This window comes from Erythrobacter sp. SD-21 (genome assembly GCF_000181515.1).
Classification (GTDB): Bacteria; Pseudomonadota; Alphaproteobacteria; order Sphingomonadales; family Sphingomonadaceae; genus Qipengyuania.
The window spans coordinates 304,868-324,852 of sequence record NZ_ABCG01000001.1; the positions used below are offsets into that span (position 1 = coordinate 304,868).

18 protein-coding genes are annotated in these 19,985 nt (G+C 62.6%); 7 read left to right on the forward strand and 11 right to left on the reverse strand.

What is annotated here, in order from left to right:
- Position 1 precedes the first annotated feature (1 nt).
- From ED21_RS01525 to ED21_RS01570, 10 genes are all read right to left on the reverse strand, one after another.
- Positions 2–460 (reverse strand): MaoC family dehydratase, encoded by a 459-nt coding sequence (locus ED21_RS01525; RefSeq protein ID WP_006832045.1) that lies wholly within the window; start codon positions 458–460, stop codon positions 2–4.
- A gap of 15 nt (positions 461–475) precedes the next feature.
- Complete coding sequence (locus ED21_RS01530) at positions 476–1,216, reverse strand: glutaredoxin family protein (RefSeq protein ID WP_006832046.1); 741 nt, start codon at positions 1,214–1,216, stop codon at positions 476–478.
- A gap of 36 nt (positions 1,217–1,252) precedes the next feature.
- Positions 1,253–2,056, reverse strand: a complete 804-nt coding sequence (locus ED21_RS01535; RefSeq protein WP_006832047.1) for a DUF1206 domain-containing protein — start codon at positions 2,054–2,056, stop codon at positions 1,253–1,255.
- Positions 2,057–2,084: 28 nt separating this feature from the next.
- Positions 2,085–2,909, reverse strand: a complete 825-nt coding sequence (locus ED21_RS01540; protein WP_006832048.1) for a DUF1206 domain-containing protein — start codon at positions 2,907–2,909, stop codon at positions 2,085–2,087.
- Positions 2,910–2,973: 64 nt separating this feature from the next.
- Positions 2,974–4,239 (reverse strand): ectonucleotide pyrophosphatase/phosphodiesterase, encoded by a 1,266-nt coding sequence (locus tag ED21_RS01545; RefSeq protein WP_006832049.1) that lies wholly within the window; start codon positions 4,237–4,239, stop codon positions 2,974–2,976.
- A 13-nt stretch (positions 4,240–4,252) separates the two neighbouring features.
- Positions 4,253–5,353 carry a redox-regulated ATPase YchF gene (gene ychF, locus ED21_RS01550; protein ID WP_006832050.1) on the reverse strand — a complete coding sequence of 367 codons (1,101 nt, stop codon included), beginning with the start codon at positions 5,351–5,353 and terminating at the stop codon, positions 4,253–4,255.
- 65 nt (positions 5,354–5,418) lie between these two features.
- Positions 5,419–6,417 carry an SDR family oxidoreductase gene (locus tag ED21_RS01555; protein WP_006832051.1) on the reverse strand — a complete coding sequence of 333 codons (999 nt, stop codon included), beginning with the start codon at positions 6,415–6,417 and terminating at the stop codon, positions 5,419–5,421.
- Positions 6,418–6,450: 33 nt separating this feature from the next.
- On the reverse strand, positions 6,451–7,020 hold the full coding sequence (pth, locus tag ED21_RS01560; protein ID WP_006832052.1) for an aminoacyl-tRNA hydrolase: 570 nt from the start codon (positions 7,018–7,020) through the stop codon (positions 6,451–6,453).
- Between the two features lie 308 nt (positions 7,021–7,328).
- On the reverse strand, positions 7,329–8,021 hold the full coding sequence (locus tag ED21_RS01565; protein WP_006832053.1) for a 50S ribosomal protein L25/general stress protein Ctc: 693 nt from the start codon (positions 8,019–8,021) through the stop codon (positions 7,329–7,331).
- 171 nt (positions 8,022–8,192) lie between these two features.
- Positions 8,193–9,128, reverse strand: coding sequence for a TraB/GumN family protein (locus ED21_RS01570; protein ID WP_006832054.1), 936 nt, complete (start codon positions 9,126–9,128; stop codon positions 8,193–8,195).
- 170 nt (positions 9,129–9,298) lie between these two features.
- Between ED21_RS01570 and ED21_RS01575 the strand changes: the two genes are divergently transcribed.
- The 3 genes from ED21_RS01575 to ppdK all read left to right on the forward strand — a co-directional run bounded on the left by ED21_RS01575 (position 9,299) and on the right by ppdK (position 15,301).
- Positions 9,299–10,198: a glycine--tRNA ligase subunit alpha gene (locus ED21_RS01575; protein ID WP_006832057.1), complete on the forward strand. Its 900-nt coding sequence runs from the start codon at positions 9,299–9,301 to the stop codon at positions 10,196–10,198.
- Between the two features lie 111 nt (positions 10,199–10,309).
- Positions 10,310–12,520, forward strand: a complete 2,211-nt coding sequence (gene glyS / locus ED21_RS01580; protein ID WP_006832058.1) for a glycine--tRNA ligase subunit beta — start codon at positions 10,310–10,312, stop codon at positions 12,518–12,520.
- A 117-nt stretch (positions 12,521–12,637) separates the two neighbouring features.
- Positions 12,638–15,301 (forward strand): pyruvate, phosphate dikinase, encoded by a 2,664-nt coding sequence (ppdK, locus tag ED21_RS01585; protein ID WP_006832060.1) that lies wholly within the window; start codon positions 12,638–12,640, stop codon positions 15,299–15,301.
- On the opposite strand, the gene ED21_RS01590 is transcribed toward ppdK, so the two are convergent.
- Positions 15,298–16,056: a bifunctional 2-polyprenyl-6-hydroxyphenol methylase/3-demethylubiquinol 3-O-methyltransferase UbiG gene (locus ED21_RS01590; RefSeq protein ID WP_006832061.1), complete on the reverse strand. Its 759-nt coding sequence runs from the start codon at positions 16,054–16,056 to the stop codon at positions 15,298–15,300. The genes ppdK and ED21_RS01590 overlap by 4 nt on opposite strands.
- A gap of 44 nt (positions 16,057–16,100) precedes the next feature.
- Between ED21_RS01590 and ED21_RS01595 the strand changes: the two genes are divergently transcribed.
- The 4 genes from ED21_RS01595 (at position 16,101) to ED21_RS01610 (ending at position 19,940) form a co-directional block, all read left to right on the forward strand.
- The gene (locus ED21_RS01595) at positions 16,101–16,889 is read left to right on the forward strand and encodes a ComF family protein (protein ID WP_006832062.1); all 789 of its coding nucleotides are present in this window, start codon (positions 16,101–16,103) and stop codon (positions 16,887–16,889) included.
- A 337-nt stretch (positions 16,890–17,226) separates the two neighbouring features.
- Complete coding sequence (hisI, locus tag ED21_RS01600) at positions 17,227–17,601, forward strand: phosphoribosyl-AMP cyclohydrolase (protein ID WP_006832063.1); 375 nt, start codon at positions 17,227–17,229, stop codon at positions 17,599–17,601.
- A 27-nt stretch (positions 17,602–17,628) separates the two neighbouring features.
- Positions 17,629–18,078 carry a MerR family DNA-binding transcriptional regulator gene (locus tag ED21_RS01605; protein ID WP_006832064.1) on the forward strand — a complete coding sequence of 150 codons (450 nt, stop codon included), beginning with the start codon at positions 17,629–17,631 and terminating at the stop codon, positions 18,076–18,078.
- A 56-nt stretch (positions 18,079–18,134) separates the two neighbouring features.
- Complete coding sequence (locus tag ED21_RS01610; RefSeq protein WP_006832065.1) at positions 18,135–19,940, forward strand: acyl-CoA dehydrogenase C-terminal domain-containing protein; 1,806 nt, start codon at positions 18,135–18,137, stop codon at positions 19,938–19,940.
- Positions 19,941–19,985 lie beyond the last annotated feature (45 nt).

Here is a 19,985-nt window from a genome sequence, read left to right on the forward strand (position 1 = left end):
CCTAGTCCGTTCCGCCCGGTTCGCGGGTGCGGATCAGTGCGTTCGAGACCATTTCCAAAACAATCTCGTCGTTCTGGTTGAAGGTACGGATGCGGCTCTTGAAAATGCCCATCTCGGGGCGCGAGGCGCTGCGGCGTTTCTCGATGATCTTGGTCTCGCAGCGCAGCGTGTCCCCGGGATAGACCGGCTTCTTCCAGCGTAGCTGGTCGACTCCGGGCGAGCCAAGACCTGCGGATTTCTCGTTCATCATGTTTTCGACCATCATGCGCATTGTCATCGAACAGGTGTGCCAGCCGCTGGCCGAGACCTTGCCGAAATGCGTCTGCGCGGCGGCCTCGTCCGAGAGGTGGAAGGGCTGCGGGTCGTATTTAGAGGCAAACTCGATCACCTCTTCGCGCGTGACTTCATACCCGCCGAAACTGCGGGTCATGCCGATCTCGAGATCTTCGTAGAATATCATGGCCTCGTGCTTGGACTAGACCATGGGGCGGAGCAACATCCAAATCGCCATGCCGATCATGGCAAGATTCTCCGTCAGCGATACGAAGCCCAGAGGGACGTTGGCGCTTCCGCCGACGCAGGCGCACTTGATCGAACGCTTCTGGACGTAGACCGCGTAAAACACGCTCACCGCGCCCACCGTGCCGATGAAGAGTGCAATCGGGATCGATAGCCATGGTAGAATTCGTCCGGCCATGAGTACGGCAGCCGTCGCCTCCAGGAAGGGGTAGGCGTAGGCATAGGGGACCCAGCGTTTGCCCAGCAGGTCGTAGCCCACGAACATGGTCGAAAATTGCTCGACGTCCTGCAGCTTGAGCATGGCCAGCATCGCCATGGAAAGCGCCACGAACCATTCGGCAGCGCGGATGGTCAGCGGTGAGCCGTAGACGAAAATGCTGAGGGCGATGGCCAGCGCGGCACCCACCGCGAAAACGGCAAGGACCGGCGTGTAGCTCGTGTCGCTGGCCGTTTCCTTGTCGTAATCGAAATGCTTGCGCAAGTCTGTGTAGCCGCCGATCCGCTGGCCTTCGATGAAGCTTTGTGGGGTCGTCTTGACGCCGTACTTTTCCTTGAAGGCATCGGTCGCTTCGCGCGTGGTAAGCGGGTGGTCCTCGACCGTGTAGCCCTCGCGCTCGAGCAGCCATCTGGATTTGATGCCGTAGGGACAGACATGCCTGTCCATCACCATGCGGTAGAGTCTCGCAGTCTTGGGCATGGCTGTCAGCTATACCCGAGGGGGGTATTTTTCAAGTCAGGAGCGGAAGCTCGGTTTGAGGCCCTCCGGTCCGAAATCAGGAATGATACGATAGCGCGCAGTGAACAGGCTGAAGATACCAAACATGATCAGGCCGATGGCGACCACTGAGTAAATAAGGCCAGTGTCCCGCAGGGATAGGATCGCCTGTCCCAAGCCCTGGATGCGTTCTTCGCTCTCCACCCATGCGCCCTTGATCATCGACCATCCGATCAGGAGGAACACGATGGCACGGGCTGCATGGCCCGCCCGTCCGATCGGGCAGGTAATGGACGGTGCGCGGGCGCTGATGCGGTGCATGAAATGGGCGGTGAAGGCGGTCTTGGCCTGCATGAAGGCTCCGATGAGAAAGCCGAGGCCGATGGCGCCGATCACGATCCAGCCGATTTCCATCTGAAGGATCGATCCTGCCATTTCCTTCCCCCCGCTGTCCCCGTCCGAACTGCTCTTTTCGCCGGTCGCGAACTGGAAGCAGGCGTAGGCGAGGAAGAGGTGCGCGACTGCGCTAGCGCCATCGCCGATGCGCTTCAGGATGCCGGTCGAGTCGGTGCCGCGATGCTGAAGATCGCTGATCGCGCACATCAGGCGAAAAGCGACATAAGCTAGCAACCCCGCGGTCATCGTCCACAAAATCGGCGTGCCGATGGGGACTTCCTGGAGATAGTCGTAAACAGCGCTTCCGCCGCCCTCCGCATCGCCCCTCGTGCTCAGCGCGATATAGCCCAGCAGGAGGTAGGTGATACCACGGGCAGCGAAGCCGATCCGTACGAGCCAGCTGAACTTTTCGGACTTGTCCACCATGGCTGCCGGAACCTTGAGACGGCGCGTGTCAGGCGCGGAACTTGGGAACGCCGGCCTCGCTGTCGAGGTCCGGAATAATCCGGTAACGCGCGAGTACGAGGCTGAATAGGCCGAACAGCATCAGGCCGATGGCGGTCAGCGTGAAGATGAAGCCCTCACCTGCAAGGCTGGCGACGGCATCGCCCAGCGTTTTCACCTGGCTTGCACCGCTCGACATGAAGCCCGCCTTGAACAGCGACCAGCCGATGACGGTGTAGACCACACCACGTGAGATGTAGCCTGCGCCGCCCAGCCAGCGCGTGGCCGACGGGGCCTGTCCGCTGATGCGGTTCATGAATTCGCCCGTGATGCCTTTCTTCACCTGGAAGATGGCGGCGATGAAAAAGGCGAGGCCCAGAATGCCGAGGATCGTGCCGCCGAAGTCCATCGAGAGCACGCCCGAGGCCGCTTCCTGCGCGCCGCCGCCTCCGCCGCCCGAGCTGCCCTGCGCCGCTTCGCCCGTGTCGCGTCCGGCGAATTGATAGGCGGAATAGGCGAGCGCGATGTGAGCGATACCGCTACCGGCATGGCCGATGCGCTTGGCCCAGCCCTTGCCGTCGCTGCCCTGGTTCTCGATATCGAACAAGGGGGAGCAGAAGCGGAAGAGGGCGTAGGCCACGAGGCCGATCACCATGATCCAGAGGATGACATTGCCTCCGGGAAAATCATTGATCGCGCGGAAGATGCCGTTCGTGCCCTCGGCAATCTTGCTGGCGCTGGTCAGCGCCACGAGGCCGAGCACGAAATACAGGATCGCACGGCTGAAATAGCCAACGCGCACGAGCCAGCTGAACTTTTCGGATTTATCTACCACCTAGAAAACTCCCCTTGTTTTGAAAGCCTAACGGCAGGAGAGGGCGAAGCGTTCCGCTACTCGGTCAACCGCTTGTGGATAAAACGTCCAGAAGAGCGTCCGAAAGCGGGTCGCCGGCTTCGGCCTGCGGCAGGCCAACCAGCTGGCGCAGCAGCGGCGCGACCTGCGTGTTCGCAAAGTCGGTCGTCGTTGTACCGTCACGAAACGCAGGTCCGTTGGCGATGAAGATTGCCTGCATTTCCGGCGCGAAGGGGTCGTAGCCGTGGCTGCCGCCGGTCCAGGAGGACGTCGAGGCAGAGCGCGTGATCGTCCAGCCGGTCTCAGGCAGGCAGAAATAGGGCGGGATGCGGTCGTGCGTGCCGTATTGATAGCGCGCCGGAATATCCTGCTTTGCCCAGCAGGTCATGTGGTCATGTTCGGCGAGGATGGCTTCGCGAAATTCGCGTGTCTTGCCCTCAACAGGCTCGAAAGTGGCGTAGGCTCCGGATTCGACAAGGCGGTACAGCGAACTGTCGACGACGTCATCAAGAGCGATTACGCGCTCAGAACTGGTTGCCGCCATGCCATGGTCTGACACGATGACTAGGTTGGCAGGTTGCCCGAGGGTTTCCAGGCCGTCGACCAGCATGGCGATATGCGTGTCGACATCGCGCAGGGCCGCGTTCACTTCCCCGCTGTCGGGACCGCCATCATGGCCGGCGCTGTCGACCGTATCGAAATATAGCGTCAGGAACTCGGGCCGGATGTCCGCCGGGCGGCGCACCCAGTCGAGCACCGAATTGACCCGCTGCGTGTTCGACACCTGCATCGAGAAGGCCTGCCAGTCGCTCGGCAGGATACCGTCGGTGACGGGGCCGTAGCGCACGGCCGTGCCGCCCCAGGGAACCGCACTGCCCGGCCAGAACATGGCGGCGCTGCGGATACCGACTTCCTCGGCCTCGACCCAGACAGGTTTGGCCTGGTTCCACCAATAGGGATCGACCGTCGCCATGGTGAAGGGTTCTTCGGGCTTGCCTGCATCCTCCATCCGGTTGGCAGTAATGCCGTGCTGGTCAGGCACGAGGCCGGTCACCAGCGTCCAGTGGTTGGGAAAGGTCTTGGTCGGGAAGGAAGGGCGCATCGCCGCGCGCACACCGCCATCCGCAAGGCCGCTCAGCGTGGGCGTTATGCCGCGGTCAAGATAATCGGGGTGGAAGCCGTCGATGGAGACAAGGATGGTCACCGGCTCGCGCACTTCCGCTTTTACGGCCGAAACGCTTTCAACCTGCGGGGCGCAGGCGGCCAGCGTGGTCGCGGTGGCAAGAGCGAGGGCGGTGACCAGTTTCTTCATCGAGCGCGTTTCCTCAGACGTTGAACTTGAACAGCATCACGTCGCCGTCCCTGACGAGGTACTCCTTGCCTTCCTGGCGCAGCTTGCCCGCATCGCGCGCACCGCTTTCGCCGTTCAGCGCGATATAGTCCTCGTAGGCAATCGTTTCGGCGCGAATGAAACCGCGTTCGAAATCGGTGTGGATCTCGCCAGCTGCCTGCGGGGCCTTGGCACCTTCGGGGAAGGTCCATGCCCGCGATTCCTTGGGGCCGGCGGTGAAGAAGGTGTTGAGGCCAAGCAGCTTGTAGCCCGCCTTGATCACGCGGCTGAGGCCGCTTTCCTCGAGCCCAAGCTCTGCAAGATATTCGGCGCGGTCTTCGGCATCCATCGCCACCAGCTCGCTTTCGATGGCTGCCGAGACGACCACCGCCTGCGCGCCCTCAGCCTTGGCCTTTTCGAACACGAGATCGGAGAAGGCGTTGCCCTTGGCCGCGTCTTCCTCGCCCACGTTGCAGACATAGAGCACCGGCTTGGCGGTGAGCAGCTGCGCCTGCCGCAGCACGCGCGCTTCTTCTTCGTCATTCGGTTCGGTCAGGCGAGCGGGTTTGCCGTCGCGCAGCAGGGCGAGGGCCTGGCCCAGCACGCTGGCGATGATCTTGGATTCCTTGTCCCCCGCCGTGGCGCGCTTTTCGGCGGCCGGAACACGCTTTTCGAGGCTTTCGAGGTCCGACAGCATAAGCTCTGTCTCGACCACTTCGGCATCGGTGATCGGATCGACCTTGTTGGCGACGTGCTGGATGTCGTCATCCTCGAAACAGCGCAGGACGTGGACGATAGCGTCCACCTCGCGGATATTGCCGAGGAACTGGTTGCCAAGGCCTTCGCCCTGGCTCGCGCCTTTCACGAGGCCGGCAATGTCGACGAAGGCGAGCTGCGTCGGGATGATCTTGGCCGAACCGGCAATGGCGGCGATCTTGTCGAGCCGCTCGTCCGGCACGGAGACCTGGCCGACATTCGGCTCGATCGTGCAGAACGGATAGTTCGCAGCCTGCGCGGCCTGCGTTTCGGTCAATGCATTGAAAAGGGTGGACTTGCCGACGTTCGGCAGGCCGACGATCCCGCAACGGAAACCCATCGATTACTCCGGAAAAAATGTGTTGTGCGCGCCCTTAGCGCCGGTGCGCGCACAATGCCAGAGGATCAGGCGTTATGAACAGCGCGCACCAGCGGGCCGAGACGGCTTTCGCCGAGCCATTCGACCTGTGTCTTCGCGCTGACTTCGTTGATGGCGATCTGGGGCTTGCTCCCGGGATGGACGGGCACCCTGAGGGGGCGGGTGCCGCTCGGCATGGCCAGGACCCGCGCCATGGCACGCGGGACATCCATCGGGTCGGCGCTCCGCCCGGACCCGTCTTCCTCGCCCATCCGTGCGACCACCTGCGGATAGCCATCGAGATGGATGGCCTGCGCCCGGGCCTTGAGTTCGCCCGAATAGCGATTGCGGTTGACCCATACCTCGGTCGGATAGCCGCCGGGCTGGATCACGGTCACCCCGATACCGTGCGGGACCAACTCGTAAGCCAGCTGCTCTCCCATGGCCTCGACAGCAAATTTCGTCGCCGAATAATGCCCAGAGTATGGCACGATGACGCGACCGAGCTGGCTCGAGACATGGAAGATATGCCCCTGCTTCCGCGCCCGCATATTGGGCAGGACCGCACGCACGAGTCGGTGGTAGCCAAGCACATTGGTGTCGAAGGCGAGGCGGGTGGCCTCCATGTCCTGCACTTCGACCGGCCCGGTGATGCCTACGCCGGCGTTGTTGACCAGCACATCGAGACCGCGCCCGATCTCGCGCTCCGCCGCGCCAACCGCCTCCGTGACCTCATTGTCGAGCAGGACGTCGAGGCGCATCACCCGAATGTCGAGACTATCGTCGCTGGCGAGCTGCTTGAGTTCATCGGCTTCGGGACGCGGGGTGTTGCGCATGGTGGCGAAGACAGTCGCGCCGAGGCGTGCGAAATGCTCGGCCGAAAGCCTCCCGAAGCCTGAGGAACAGCCGGTGATGAGAATCGCCTTGCCCGAAAGATCGGGGGCGGGCGCCTCCACCTTGTCTCCCTGCGCAGCGCGCGCAGTGGCGGCGATGGCGCCGGTTGCAGCAACCCCTGCAAGCAAGGTGCGACGGTCGAAATTGGGCATCACTGTCTCCTCTCCTGAGGAGACGTTAGCAGATCATTCCTGCATTCGCAGCGCGATATCATTCATGAAGCGCACATCGTCGCCCGTGGCGAGCCATTCGGCTTCCGCGCCCATCGCGCCGAGCATGTCGGCAAGGGCGTCCATCTCGCTCTTGGCGTAATTGCCGAGCACATGGCCGGTCACACGGTCCTTGCTGCCCGGGTGCCCGATCCCGATCCGCACGCGACGGAAATCGGGACCGAGATGCTGGTTGATCGAGCGCAGGCCGTTGTGCCCCGCAAGCCCGCCTCCACGCCGCACTTTCACCTTGAAGGGCGCAAGGTCCAGCTCGTCATGAAAGACGGTCAGGTCCTCGATGTCGAGCTTGTAGAAGCGCATTGCCTCGCCCACCGCGCGGCCGCTTTCGTTCATATAGGTTGCGGGTTTCAGGAGGACGATCTTCTCGCCCCCGATGCGGCCTTCCTGCACCCAGCCGGAGAACTTTTTCTGCACGGGGCCGAAACCGTGGATCTCGGCTAGGGCGTCGCACACCATGAAGCCGATATTATGCCGGTGCATCGCGTATTGCGGTCCGGGATTTCCAAGGCCTGTCCAGATTTGCATGGGTGCGAGTTAGCGAATGTAGCGTGAGCGGCAAGGTCTGAGTTTTTTGTTTGCGCCCTCAAACGCCGGGCGCGACGCGTCCGCGTCGCTTGGCTTCGCCGCAGTAGCGGCGGCGCGCGGTCGCGCTTTGACTGCCGTGACGAGGAACCGGACCGGCGGAGGTCCGGCAAGCGCGACTGCGCGCCCGCAGCGGGTGCAGCTTGCTGCACATCTAGCGAGGACGAACCAGCGGAGGCGGGTTCGCAAAACAAAAAACGCCGAGCTCCACGAGGGAACCCGGCGTTCTTGGTGATAGGTGAGGCGAGAGCTTATTCGCTCTTGTCTTCCTGTTCCTGAGCGGCGTCTTCGTCTGCGCCCTGCTCGGTGGCCGGAACGTCCTGCGGATCGACGTCCTCTTCGACTTCTTCGCCTTCCGCGCCTTCGCTCTTCTTGAGCGCCGACGGAGCAACGAGGGTGGCGATGGTGAAGTCGCGGTCGGTGATCGCGCTTTCGCTGCCAGCGGGCAGCTTCACTTCGCTGATGTGGATCGAATCGCCGACTTCCTTGCCGGTGACGTCGATTTCGATCTCGCTCGGGATCTTGTCGTTTTCGCACACGAGGTCGAGTTCGTGACGGACCACGTTCAGAACGCCGCCCTTCTTGAGGCCCGGGCTGGCTTCTTCGTTCGTGAAGACGACCGGAACCTGAACTTCGATCTTGCCGCCCTTGACCATGCGGAAGAAGTCGACGTGCTCGGGGCGATCGTTGACGGGGTGAAGCGACACGTCCTTGGGAAGCGTCTTGATCTTCTTGCCACCCAGTTCGATCGTGACGATCGAGTTCATGAAGTGGCCGGTGCCGAGCTGCTTGACGAGCTCCTTGGCTTCGACGTGGATCAGTATGGGTTCTTCCTTGCCGCCATAGATCACGGCGGGGACACGGCCATCACGACGCAGTGCACGGGAGGCTCCCTTGCCAGCCCGTTCGCGCGTCTCGGCCGGAAGTGTCAGAGCATCGCTCATGTCGCTTACCTTTCGAATGCGATTGATATATTCGGTCCGCCACGCCTCCAGGGATGACCATGACGCCGAAGCGCGCGCCTATAGCGGGGCGGGGAGGAATTGCAAGGCAAAAGCCCCCCGCCTCGGGTAAGGCGGAGGGCTCGTTTGCCAAACGGCGTGTGAAGCGCCTCCTTACTGGATGCGCGTGATCGCGATGTCCCGCTCGGCCAGATAGTCCTGCACGCTCTTCTCGCCGGCGAGATGCCCGGCGCCTACGGCCATGAACACGGTGCCAGGAGTATCGAGACGCTCGTCGATCCAGCCCGCCCAATTCGCGTTACGGACGTAGAACAGGCGTTCCATCAGCAGCGGGTCGGTCTCGGCACCTTCCTGCAGCATGGCGGCAAGTTCATTGATATCGCCAACCTTCCATTCCTCGATGATGCGGCCGAGCATGGCGACGCTTTCCTCGGGGTTTTCGACCGACTGGATCAGGTACGGGACCTGCTTGTTCAGCGGCAGGGAATCGAAGATGTCGATCTGGTATTCGGCCGTTTCCAGCGCCGCGCGGCCAGTACCTTCAGGCACGGTCGCCTCGAGTACCTTTTCGACGCCGTTCTCGCCGTCAACGCCGGCCTTCTGCAAGGTGACCTGCAACACGGTGATGGCGGCGAACCAAGGCTCGAAACGATCGATTGCCTCTGCCGGAATGCCGGTCTGGGCGAGCCCGGCCTCGTATTTCGCGCGCTGCTTGTCGTTCATCAGCCCGCGCAGAGTCTGGCCTTCGGGGAGCATGGCCTTGCTCATCACCATCGGGGCGAGCGCGCTCATGCCCTCGGGCGTCATATCGACTTCGGTCACTAGCGTCTGCGAAGAGGTGATGGCATCGGCGACAAGGCCGCTGTTCCAGTCGATATCGGAGGGAAGGGCATGGACCGTCCCAAAGATGTAGATGATTGTGTCCTCGTCGGCCACTTTCCACAGTGCCGGTCCATCGCCGGTCGGCACGAAGGCAGGCTCGCTGGCCGCGACGGTTTCAGTATGGGCATAAGTGGCACAGCCCTGCAGGCCGAATGCGAGCGCAGCGGCGCAAATCGTCGTTTTCAAAAGGCGCTTTGCTTCGGTCATAGTCTCTTCTCCTGTTTGCTGTCTTCTAGGGAACAACTTCCGCACTTGGAAACAGGTAAAGAGCCCAATGGCTTGGCGGGTGGAGAAAAGCTCGGGGACTTGGCTGCCACAGGCAAACCTGTTGCACTGCGGCATTGACCCGTTTTCACCCTTGCGCCATTGCGCGCCGCATGGACCGTAATCCGCGTAAATCCTTCCAGGACATGATCCTCGCGCTCCACGATTTCTGGAGCGCCAACGGGTGCCTTATTCTGCAGCCCTACGACATGCGTATGGGCGCAGGCACCTTCCACACCGCGACCACGCTGCGCGCGCTGGGCCCTGAGCCGTGGAACGCGGCCTTCGTGCAACCCTGCCGCCGCCCGACCGACGGCCGCTATGGCGAAAACCCGAACCGCCTCCAGCACTATTTCCAGTACCAGGTGATCCTGAAGCCGAGCCCGGCGAACATCCAGGACCTCTACCTCGAAAGCCTGCGCGTGATCGGCATCGATCCGCTCAAGCACGATATCCGCTTCGTGGAAGACGACTGGGAAAGCCCGACGCTGGGCGCTTGGGGCCTCGGCTGGGAAGTCTGGTGCGACGGGATGGAAGTCACCCAGTTCACCTATTTCCAGCAGATGGGCGGCTTCGACTGCAAGCCGGTCGCGGGCGAGCTGACCTACGGTCTCGAACGCCTCGCCATGTACATCCAGGGCGTGGACAACGTCTACGATCTGGATTTCAACGGTCAGGGCGTCACCTATGGCGATGTCTTCCTCGAGAACGAGAAGCAGATGTCGAAGTGGAACTTCGAAGTCGCCGAGACGGGTGCCCTGTTCGACCTGTTCAACAAGGCCGAGGCCGAGTGCAAGAACGCGCTCGCACACAACGTCCCTATAGCGGCGTACGAGCAGGCGGTGGAAGCCAGCCACATCTTCAACCTGCTGCAGGCCCGCGGCGTGATCAGCGTGCAGGAACGCGCCAGCTACATGGGCCGGGTGCGCGACCTCGCGCGTGGCAGCTGTGAAGCGCATATGGAAAAGGAAGCGCCCGTGTGGGCCGAGAAATATCCGGAGTGGTCGAAATGAGCCCCATCGCACCACCCCCGTTCGGCCTAAGCCTGTCGAAGGCCAGCCGCAACGTTTCGCCTGCGCTTCGACAGGCTCAGCGCGAACGGGTGTTGGCATCGGAGGACGGCAATGTCTGATTTCCTCCTCGAATTGCGCAGCGAAGATATCCCCGCTCGCATGCAGACAGGGGCCCGCGGCGAATTGGAAAAACTGTTCCGCCGCGAGATGGAAGCTGCCGGTGTTACGACGGGCGAGATCACCGTATGGTCGACCCCGCGCCGCCTTGCGCTGATCGCTCGCGACCTACCCGAAGCAACCGAAGCGGTCAGTGAAGAACTGAAAGGACCTCCGGTCGGAGCGCCGGATCAGGCGCTCGACGGGTTCTGCCGCAAGGCCGGGGTCGACAAAGGCTCTCTCGAAACACGCGAAGTTAAGGGCAGGGCGACCTACTTCGCCGTCAAGAACATTCCCGGCCGCGCGACGAAGGACCTGCTCGCCAAGGCGATCCCTGCAATCATCCGTGACTTCAGCTGGCCCAAGTCGATGCGATGGGGCGCAGCCTCGATCAGCACCGAGAGCTTGCGCTGGGTGCGCCCGCTGTCGGGCATCGTCGCGCTGCTGGGTGATGACGTGGTCGAATGCGAGGTGCATGGCGTTACCTCGGGTGCGGTTACGCTCGGCCACCGCTTCCACCATTCGGGCGACATCACCATCGGCAACGCCGACGACTATGCGATGAAGCTGCGCGCCGGTCACGTCATCGTTGACCATGAAGAGCGTCAGGACCTGATCCGCTCGGGCGCGGCCAAGGTTGCCACTGAAGTCGGTCTCAAGCTGGTCGAGGACGAAGGGCTGGTGATCGAGAATGCGGGCCTCACCGAATGGCCCGTACCGCTGCTCGGCCGCTTCGAAGAGGATTTCCTCGAGGTTCCGCCCGAGACGATCCAGCTTACCGCACGTGTGAACCAGAAGTATTTCGTCTGTGAGAACGAGGCGGGCGAACTCGCCAACGCCTTCATCTGCACCGCCAATATCGAGGCGGAAGACGGTGGCGCCCGAGTGGTAGACGGCAACCGCAAGGTCCTTGCCGCCCGCCTGTCCGACGCGCGCTTCTTCTGGAATGTCGACCGCAAGAAGACGCTGGCCGTGCATGCCAAGGGGCTGGAGCGCATCACCTTCCACGAGAAGCTGGGCACCGTCGCCGACAAGGTGGACCGCGTGGCCAAGCTGGCTCGCTGGCTGGTCGAGGAAGGCATCGTCAAGGATGCCGACCCAGACATGGCCGAACAGGCCGCGCGCCTCGCCAAGGCCGACCTCGTCACCGAAATGGTCGGCGAGTTTCCCGAATTGCAGGGCCTGATGGGCGGCTACTACGCCCGCGCCGAAGGACTGCCCGATGCGGTGGCCGACGCAATCCGCGATCACTACAAGCCGGTCGGGCAGGACGACGAGGTGCCGACTGCTCCGGTGACTGTGGCAGTGAGCTTGGCTGACAAGCTGGATACGCTGGTCTCGTTCTTTGTCATCAAAGAGCGACCGACAGGATCGAAAGATCCGTTTGCACTCCGTCGCGCAGCGTTGGGTGCTATCGAACTCATCCTCCAGAATAAGCTGCGGATCGAGATCGACTACGCGACTGCGAAAGCGGCAAATCGGGTCTTCAGGCAGCATGAAAATCGCGAAGATCACGACGCTTGGTTCACCGAACAAAATAACGCTGAGCTATATCGCGCAGTACCCGATTTCTTTGTTGACCGCCTGAAGGTTCAGCAGCGCGACGCGGGAGTTCGGCATGACCTGATCGATGCGGTTTTCGGACTCGCTGAGCGCAAGGACGAAATTGTAGGAAACCTCGCCCGCGTCCACGCACTCCAGTCTTTCATGGACACCGAAGACGGCGCCAACCTGCTCGCGGGCTACAAACGTGCCGCCAACATCCTCAAGAAGGAGGACTGGCACGGCATCGAGGGCGAAATCGCTCGCACCGGCGAGGAAGACCCGCTCGCGCTGGTCGACGATCCCGACATGCGCGCCGTGGTCGAAGCCAAGATGGCCGAACGCCATGCGAAAGAGCTTTCCTACGCGCCCGAACCTGCCGAACAGGCACTGATGGATGCTCTTGCGACTTCGGAACCGGCGGCGGCCAAGGCCATTGAGGCGGAAGACTTCTCTGCCGCGATGGCTGCTCTGGCAGCGCTTCGCGCACCGATCGACCGCTTCTTCGATGAAGTGACGGTAAATGCAGAGGAAGAAAACAAGCGGGCACATCGTCTCGACCTGCTTGCGCGCTTCCGTGCTGCAGTGCACAAAGTCGCCGACTTCAGCCGGATCGAAGGCTGATTTTTTCCGGCGAAGTGTCAACTTCGCCTTTTGGCCAAAGGTCGCGGAATTCCGGGGCTGGAACACGTAAAACCGGGGTGACAGCCTGTCACCTTTGTCAAGTTTGAAGGATTTCTTGTGACGGAAACGGTCTTCACCTTCGGCGGAAACGCTCCGCATACGAATGCCCGGCAGAAGGACAAGACCGTCACCGGCGGCAAGGGCGCGAACCTTGCTGAAATGGCCAGCATCGGCCTGCCCGTTCCTCCCGGCTTCACCATCGCGACCGAAGAGTGCCTGAAGTATCTCGCCGGGGGTTCGGATTTCTCCGAAAAACTGCGCAGCGACGTGATGGCCGCGCTGGCCCATGTCGAGAAGACCGTGGGCAAGGGCTTCGGCGATGCGGCAGACCCGCTGCTCGTCTCGGTCCGTTCGGGCGCGGCGGTATCGATGCCGGGCATGATGGACACGGTCCTCAATCTCGGCCTCAACGACGAGACCGTGCAGGGCCTCGCGAACACCAGCGGAGACGAACGCTTCGCCTGGGACAGCTATCGCCGCTTCATCCAGATGTATGGCGATGTGGTGCTCGGCGTCGATCACGGCCTGTTCGAGGAAGCGCTCGAAATTACCAAGGAAGACAACGGCTATTACGCCGACACCGAGCTGAGCGCCGAGGAATGGAAAACGCTCGTCGCCGAGTACAAGTCTATCGTCGAGCAGGAACTGGGTAAGCCCTTCCCGCAGGACCCGGTCGAACAATTGTGGGGCGCGATCAGCGCGGTCTTCGACAGCTGGGACACCGAGCGAGCCAAGATTTACCGCCGCCTCAACGACATTCCGCACGACATGGGCACGGCGGTGAACGTGCAGGCGATGGTCTTCGGTAATATGGGCGACACCAGCGCCACGGGCGTGGCCTTCACCCGCGACCCTTCGACTGGTGAGAAGGCTTATTACGGCGAATGGCTGGTCAACGCGCAGGGCGAGGACGTGGTCGCCGGTATCCGCACCCCCCAATACCTCACCAAGGCGCGCCGCGAGGGTGCCGGTGCCGACAAGCCGAGCATGGAAGAAGCCATGCCCGATGCTTTTGCCGAACTGGCACATGTCTTCGAATTGCTCGAAAAGCACTACACGGACATGCAGGACATCGAGTTCACGGTGCAGGAAGGCAAGCTCTGGCTCCTCCAGACCCGGACCGGCAAACGTACGGCAAAAGCTGCGCTCAAGATGGCGGTCGACATGGTGGGTGAGGGGCTGATCGACGAGAAGGCCGCAATCTTGCGCATCGATCCGATGGCGCTGGACCAGCTGCTGCACCCAACGCTCGACCCCGATGCGCCGCGCGATGTACTGACAACGGGCCTGCCGGCCTCGCCGGGCGCGGCAAGCGGCAAGATCGTGCTCGATGCGGACACGGCCGAACTGTGGACCGGCCGGGGCGAGAAGGTCATCCTCGTCCGCGTCGAGACCTCGCCCGAGGACATCCACGGCATGCACGCCGCCACCGGCATCCTCACCGCGCGTGGCGGAATGACCAGCCACGCCGCCGTGGTGGCGCGCGGCATGGGACGTCCTTGTGTTTCGGGCGCGTCGCAGGTCTCGATCGCGCGCGAAGGACGCACTCTCACCATCGGCAATCGCGAGCTGAAGGAAGGCGACACCATTACGCTGGATGGCGGCAACGGTCAGGTCATGGCGGGCGAGGTCGCAACCATCGAGCCGGAACTGGCCGGCGATTTCGGCACGCTGATGGACTGGGCCGACAAGCACCGCCGCATGCGCGTTCGCACCAATGCCGAGACAGAGGAGGACTGCCGCATGGCACGCCAGTTCGGAGCCGAGGGCATCGGACTTTGCCGCACTGAACACATGTTCTTCGACGCGGGTCGTATCAGCGCGGTACGCCAGATGATCCTCGCCGACGACGAAGCGGGCCGCCGTAAGGCGCTGGCCAAGCTGCTGCCCGAACAGCGCAGCGATTTCGGCAAGATCTTCGAGGTGATGACGGGCTTGCCGTGCACCATTCGACTGCTCGATCCGCCGCTCCACGAGTTCCTGCCGCATGGCGATGCCGAGTTCGAGGAACTGGCTTCGGCAACGGGCAAGAGCGTCGACCAGCTCAAACGCCGCGCGGGTGAACTGCACGAATTCAACCCCATGCTCGGCCACCGCGGTTGCCGTCTCGGCATCACCTATCCCGAGATTTACGAAATGCAGGCACGCGCCATCTTCGAGGCTGCTTGCGAAGTGGCCAAGGCGAGCGGTGAGGCGCCGATTCCCGAAGTGATGATCCCGCTGGTCGCGACGCGCAAGGAGCTCGAATTGCTCAAGGCCGTGGTGGACCGCGTGGCGGGCGAGGTGTTCGAAGCCTCGGGCTGTAAGGTCGACTATCTCGTCGGCACCATGATTGAGCTGCCACGCGCCGCCCTAATGGCGGGTGAAATCGCGGAAGTCGGCGAATTCTTCAGCTTCGGGACCAACGACCTCACGCAGACCACGCTGGGGGTCAGCCGCGACGATGCGGGGCGTTTCCTGACCGAATATGTCGACAAGGGCATTTTCGCTCGTGATCCCTTCGTCAGCCTGGACATCGACGGTGTGGGCCAGTTGGTCGAACTGGCCGCCGAACGTGGCCGAAAGACACGCGGCGACATCAAGCTCGGAATCTGCGGCGAACATGGGGGCGATCCGGCCAGCATCGCCTTCTGCGAGAAGACCGGTCTCGACTACGTCAGCGCCTCGCCCTACCGCGTTCCGATCGCACGGCTCGCGGCAGCGCAAGCAAGTCTTTACTAGTCTTTCCAGCCGGTTAGTGTCAGTATCTCGAAAGTTTCGAGTACGCGATCCTGGTCGTTCTTCGTGGTCAGGAACGCTGCGCGCGCGTTCTTCAGCGCTGCCTTGCCCAGCGGCGGAGCGGCGTTTGTAAGGCTCGACGTTAGTCCCTGATCGCGCAGGTCGGACACCAGCCGGTCGAGCGAACGGAAGGCCACTTCAAGGCTGCGGCTATCAACCACCTGACGCTTGAACAATGCGCGCTGCATCAGCGCTGATGCCGCCGCGTTGTCGACCAGCGGATGCATCCGCGCCGCCGGCCGGTCGGGCTCCGCCGCGACCATAGCGCGGCGAAGATTGGCGAGGCTGCCCGCACCGATCAGCGAAGCGATCAGCATTCCACCCTCGGCCAAGGCGCTGCGCAAATGGAGCAGGGCGCCGGGGAGATCGTTCACCCGGCCGAGCGAGGCGAGGCTGACGATCAGGTCGTAAGGACCGCCTTCCAGCGGCTGCTCTTCGTCCAGCGTGCGGACATTGGCCTCCTCCACCTGCGATCCGCGACCGCGAAGAGAAAGCGCGAGCGTTCCTGTCCAGTCGCCGATCACCAGCACGCGGGCCGGTTCGAACCGCATGAACTCCAGCCGGTCGAGCACATCCTCGACCATGTCGTCGAGAACATAGCGCGCCGCATCGCGCTGCGACTGGCGCACCAGCGCGCGACGGTAGCCTGCCTTGCGGCGCTGGCGGCTGAAGATGCGGGGAGGGGCCCTGTTATCCATTGCGCGTATCCATCGCGCGCTCCCCTGCCGCGCTTGCCAAATCCATGCAAGCCATGCAGCAGGTTCCTATGGGGAGAGTAACCACGATAGGTCGGGCCGTTCGCGAGGGAATCGCGCCCTTCGTGGACCTCGTGTACCCACCTCGGTGTCCCGCATGCGGAGAAGCCATCGGCGAGCAGGGCGGGCTTTGCGCCGAGTGCTGGTCGGGCCTTGCGATCCCCGGCGACCCGAGCTGCGCTGCGTGCCAGCGTCCGTTTGGCGAGGTCGGGCCAAAGGAAGGATCATTCTGCGCACCGTGCCTCGAGAATGCTCCGATTCATGACGGGATCGCCGCCGGTACGCTGTATACCGAGGTCTCGCGCAAGCTCGTCCTTGCGCTCAAGCATGGACGCAGGATTGCGCTCGCCAAATTGCTCGCCCGGCTGATGACAGCGCGAATCCCGCCGACCGAGGGGGAGCGCCTGATCGTGCCGGTTCCGCTTCACCGCTGGCGGCTTTGGCATCGCGGCTTCAACCAGGCGGGGTTGCTGGCACGAGAGCTCGAGAAAGCGGGGTGTGGAACCTTGCTGGTCGATGCGATGCGCCGGACAAAGCGCACGCCCAGCTTGGGAGGGATGGGTGCGAAAGCTCGGGCGCGGGCGCTGGCGGGGGCCATCGAGGTCTCACGCCCCGAGCGAATCGCGGGTCGAAATGTCTTGTTGGTCGATGATGTGCTGACCAGCGGGGCGACCAGCACGGCCTGCGTAAGAGCACTCAAGCGCGCGGGTGCGCGGACTGTGACGATTTCTTGTTTTGCGCGGGTGCTCGACGAAGCGCTTGATCATGCCCGCTAAGTGAAACGCCCAGGATCCGAAGATCCCGGGCGCCACGTGACGAAATAAACCGGACCGTTTTGGTGCAGCCCCCCAGCATGCACCAGGTCCTATCCCTCATCGTTACCGGATGCGCCGCACATAAACCCCCATGCGGCTGCGGATCCGGGACCCCCTGAACCTGGCGCTCTGCTGGCACCGTCGTTCCGGTGGGCAGGCCTCACATAACCTGCGAGTAGCTTCATCTCTCAATTTGACCGTTCATCAAACAGCGATCTGCGGCTAGTGTCGATTTTGGACACTCCTTGTGGTGATCCTGCAACAACCTGTCGTATTTATACAAAACCATGGAGCAATCGTGTCCTTCGACCCGTCCGAACGCGAAACCGGAAGCCAATTCCTGCCGAAATTCGACGAGAAGGGGCTCGTATGCGCCGTCGTTCAGGACACAGAATCGGGCACCATCCTGATGGTCGCCTTCATGGACCAAGAGGCGCTCGACGCCACTCGGGAGACGGGCATCGCGCACTTTCATTCGCGTTCGCGCGGCAAGCTCTGGAAGAAGGGTGAGACGTCCGGAAATGTTTTGCGTGTGGAGGAGATCCTTGTCGATTGCGACCAGGATGCGCTCGTTCTGAGGTGCCGGCCGGCCGGCCCGACCTGCCATACCGGCGCGGTGAGCTGTTTCTATCGCAGGCTCGAAGACGGTATTCTCCAACCCGTCAAGTCTTGACGCTTACGTAAACGTTGAGCTATTGGCATGGGCATGACCCAGCCGCTTCCGCATGCCGAAAACGATCGTCGCCACGCCGGCGCCCACCTCGAACGGCCCGACAAGCTCGAACGCGAACAATTCTCCATCTCCGATCTCACCAGCGAGTTCGGCTGCACGGCGCGTGCCTTGCGCTTTTACGAGGACGAGGGGCTCATCGCACCCTCGCGGGTGGGGCTGACGCGCATCTATTCCAAGCGTGATCGTGCGCGGCTCGCATGGATTATGCGCGCCAAAAACGTCGGCTTTTCGCTGACCGAGATCCGCGAAATGATCGACCTTTACGATCTCGACGATGGCCGCGCCGAGCAGCGCCGCGTGACGCTGGAAAAGTGCAAGAAGCACGTTTCCAAGCTGAAGGCCCAGCGCGCCGATATCGACAGCTCGATAAAGGAACTGACCGAATTCATTTCGCTTGTCGAAGAACAGCTGGACTGAAATTTTCCTCCCCCGGCGAGACGCCGACCGAACGACACTCTCTCCAAGGACTGACAATGCCCACCTACACCGCACCCACCCGCGACACGCGCTTCATCATCAACGAAGTGCTGGACCTTGCCAGCTACGGCAATCTTCCCGGCTTCGAGATGGCAACGGACGATGTGACCGATGCCGTCATCAACGAGGGCGGCAAGTTCTGCGCCGAGGTCCTCGCCCCGCTCAACCGCGTAGGCGATGAGCATGGCTGCGTGCGCAACGATGATGGATCGGTGACCACGCCTCCGGGCTTCAAGGAAGCGTTCGACCAGTTCCGCGAGGCGGGCTGGGGCACGCTGGCGCATGACGAGGAGTTCGGCGGGCAGGGCATGCCGCACGTCCTCGGCTTTGTGATGGAAGAATTCATCTCCAGCGCCAATCAGGCTTTCGGCATGTACCCAGGCCTCACCAACGGCGCGATTTCGGCGCTGCTGGCCAAGGGCTCGGACGAGCAGAAGGCGATGTACCTTCCCAAGATGGTCTCGGGCGAATGGACCGGCACCATGAACCTGACGGAACCCCATTGCGGCACCGACCTCGGCATGATCCGCACCAAGGCCGAGCCGCTCGGCGATGGCAGCTACGCGATCACCGGCACCAAGATCTTCATCTCGGCCGGCGAACACGACATGAGCGAGAACATCATTCATCTCGTCCTCGCCAAGACCCCGGGCGCGCCGGATAGCACCAAGGGCATCTCGCTCTTCGTGGTGCCGAAGTTCCTTGTAAACGAGGACGGCACTCCGGGTGAGCGCAACGGCGTGATGTGCGGCTCGATCGAAGAGAAGATGGGTATCCACGGTAATTCGACCTGCGTGCTCAACTACGACGGCGCCAAGGGCTGGATGGTCGGCGAAGAGAACAAGGGTCTCGCCGCCATGTTCATCATGATGAACGCCGCTCGCCTCGGCGTCGGCATGCAGGGCCTCAGTCAAGCGGAGGTCGCCTACCAGAACGCAGTCGCATATGCGCTCGACCGCCGTCAGGGCCGTGCCCTGACCGGCCCGGCAGAGCCCGAAGCGCAGGCCGACCCGATCTTCGTCCACCCCGACGTTCGCCGCATGCTTATGGACGCGAAGGCCTTCACCGAAGCTATGCGCGCCCTCGCACTGTGGGGCGGCCTGCTGGTCGACCTGACGCACAAGGCCCAAACCGAGGAAGAGCGCGCCGAGGCCGATCTCCTGCTCGGCCTGATGACCCCGGTCATCAAGGGCTACGGCACGGACAAGGGCTATGAAGTCGCCACAAACATGCAGCAGGTCTTCGGCGGCCACGGCTACATCGAGGAATGGGGCATGAGCCAGTTCGTCCGTGACGCGCGTATCGCCCAGATTTACGAAGGCACCAACGGCGTGCAGGCGATGGACCTTTGCGGCCGCAAGCTCGCCCAGAAGGGCGGCGCGGCAGTGCAGGCCTTCTTCAAGCATGTGGGCGATGAAATCGCCGCGGGCAAGGAAATCGACGAACTGAAGGACATGGCCGAGGCGCTGGAAAAGGCGCTGGGCCAGCAGCAGGCCGCAACCATGTGGTTCATGAACAATGCAATGCAGAACCCCAACCATCTCGGTGCGGGCGCGCATCACTACATGCACATCATGGGTATCGTGACGCTCGGCCTGATGTGGCTGAAGATGGCCAAGGTCGCCGCATCGAAGCTCGCCAATGCGGGCGACGAGAAGGCGTTCTACGAACAGAAGCTCGCCACCGCGCGCTATTACATGGACCGGTACCTGCCCGACGCCGGCGCGCTGCGCCGCAAGCTCGAGGCCGGCAGCGACAGCCTGATGGCGCTGGGCGAAGACGCCTTTCAAACGGCGGCCTGATTAAAACCACCCACACAAGAAAGGGCGCCTTCCGCGAGGAGGGCG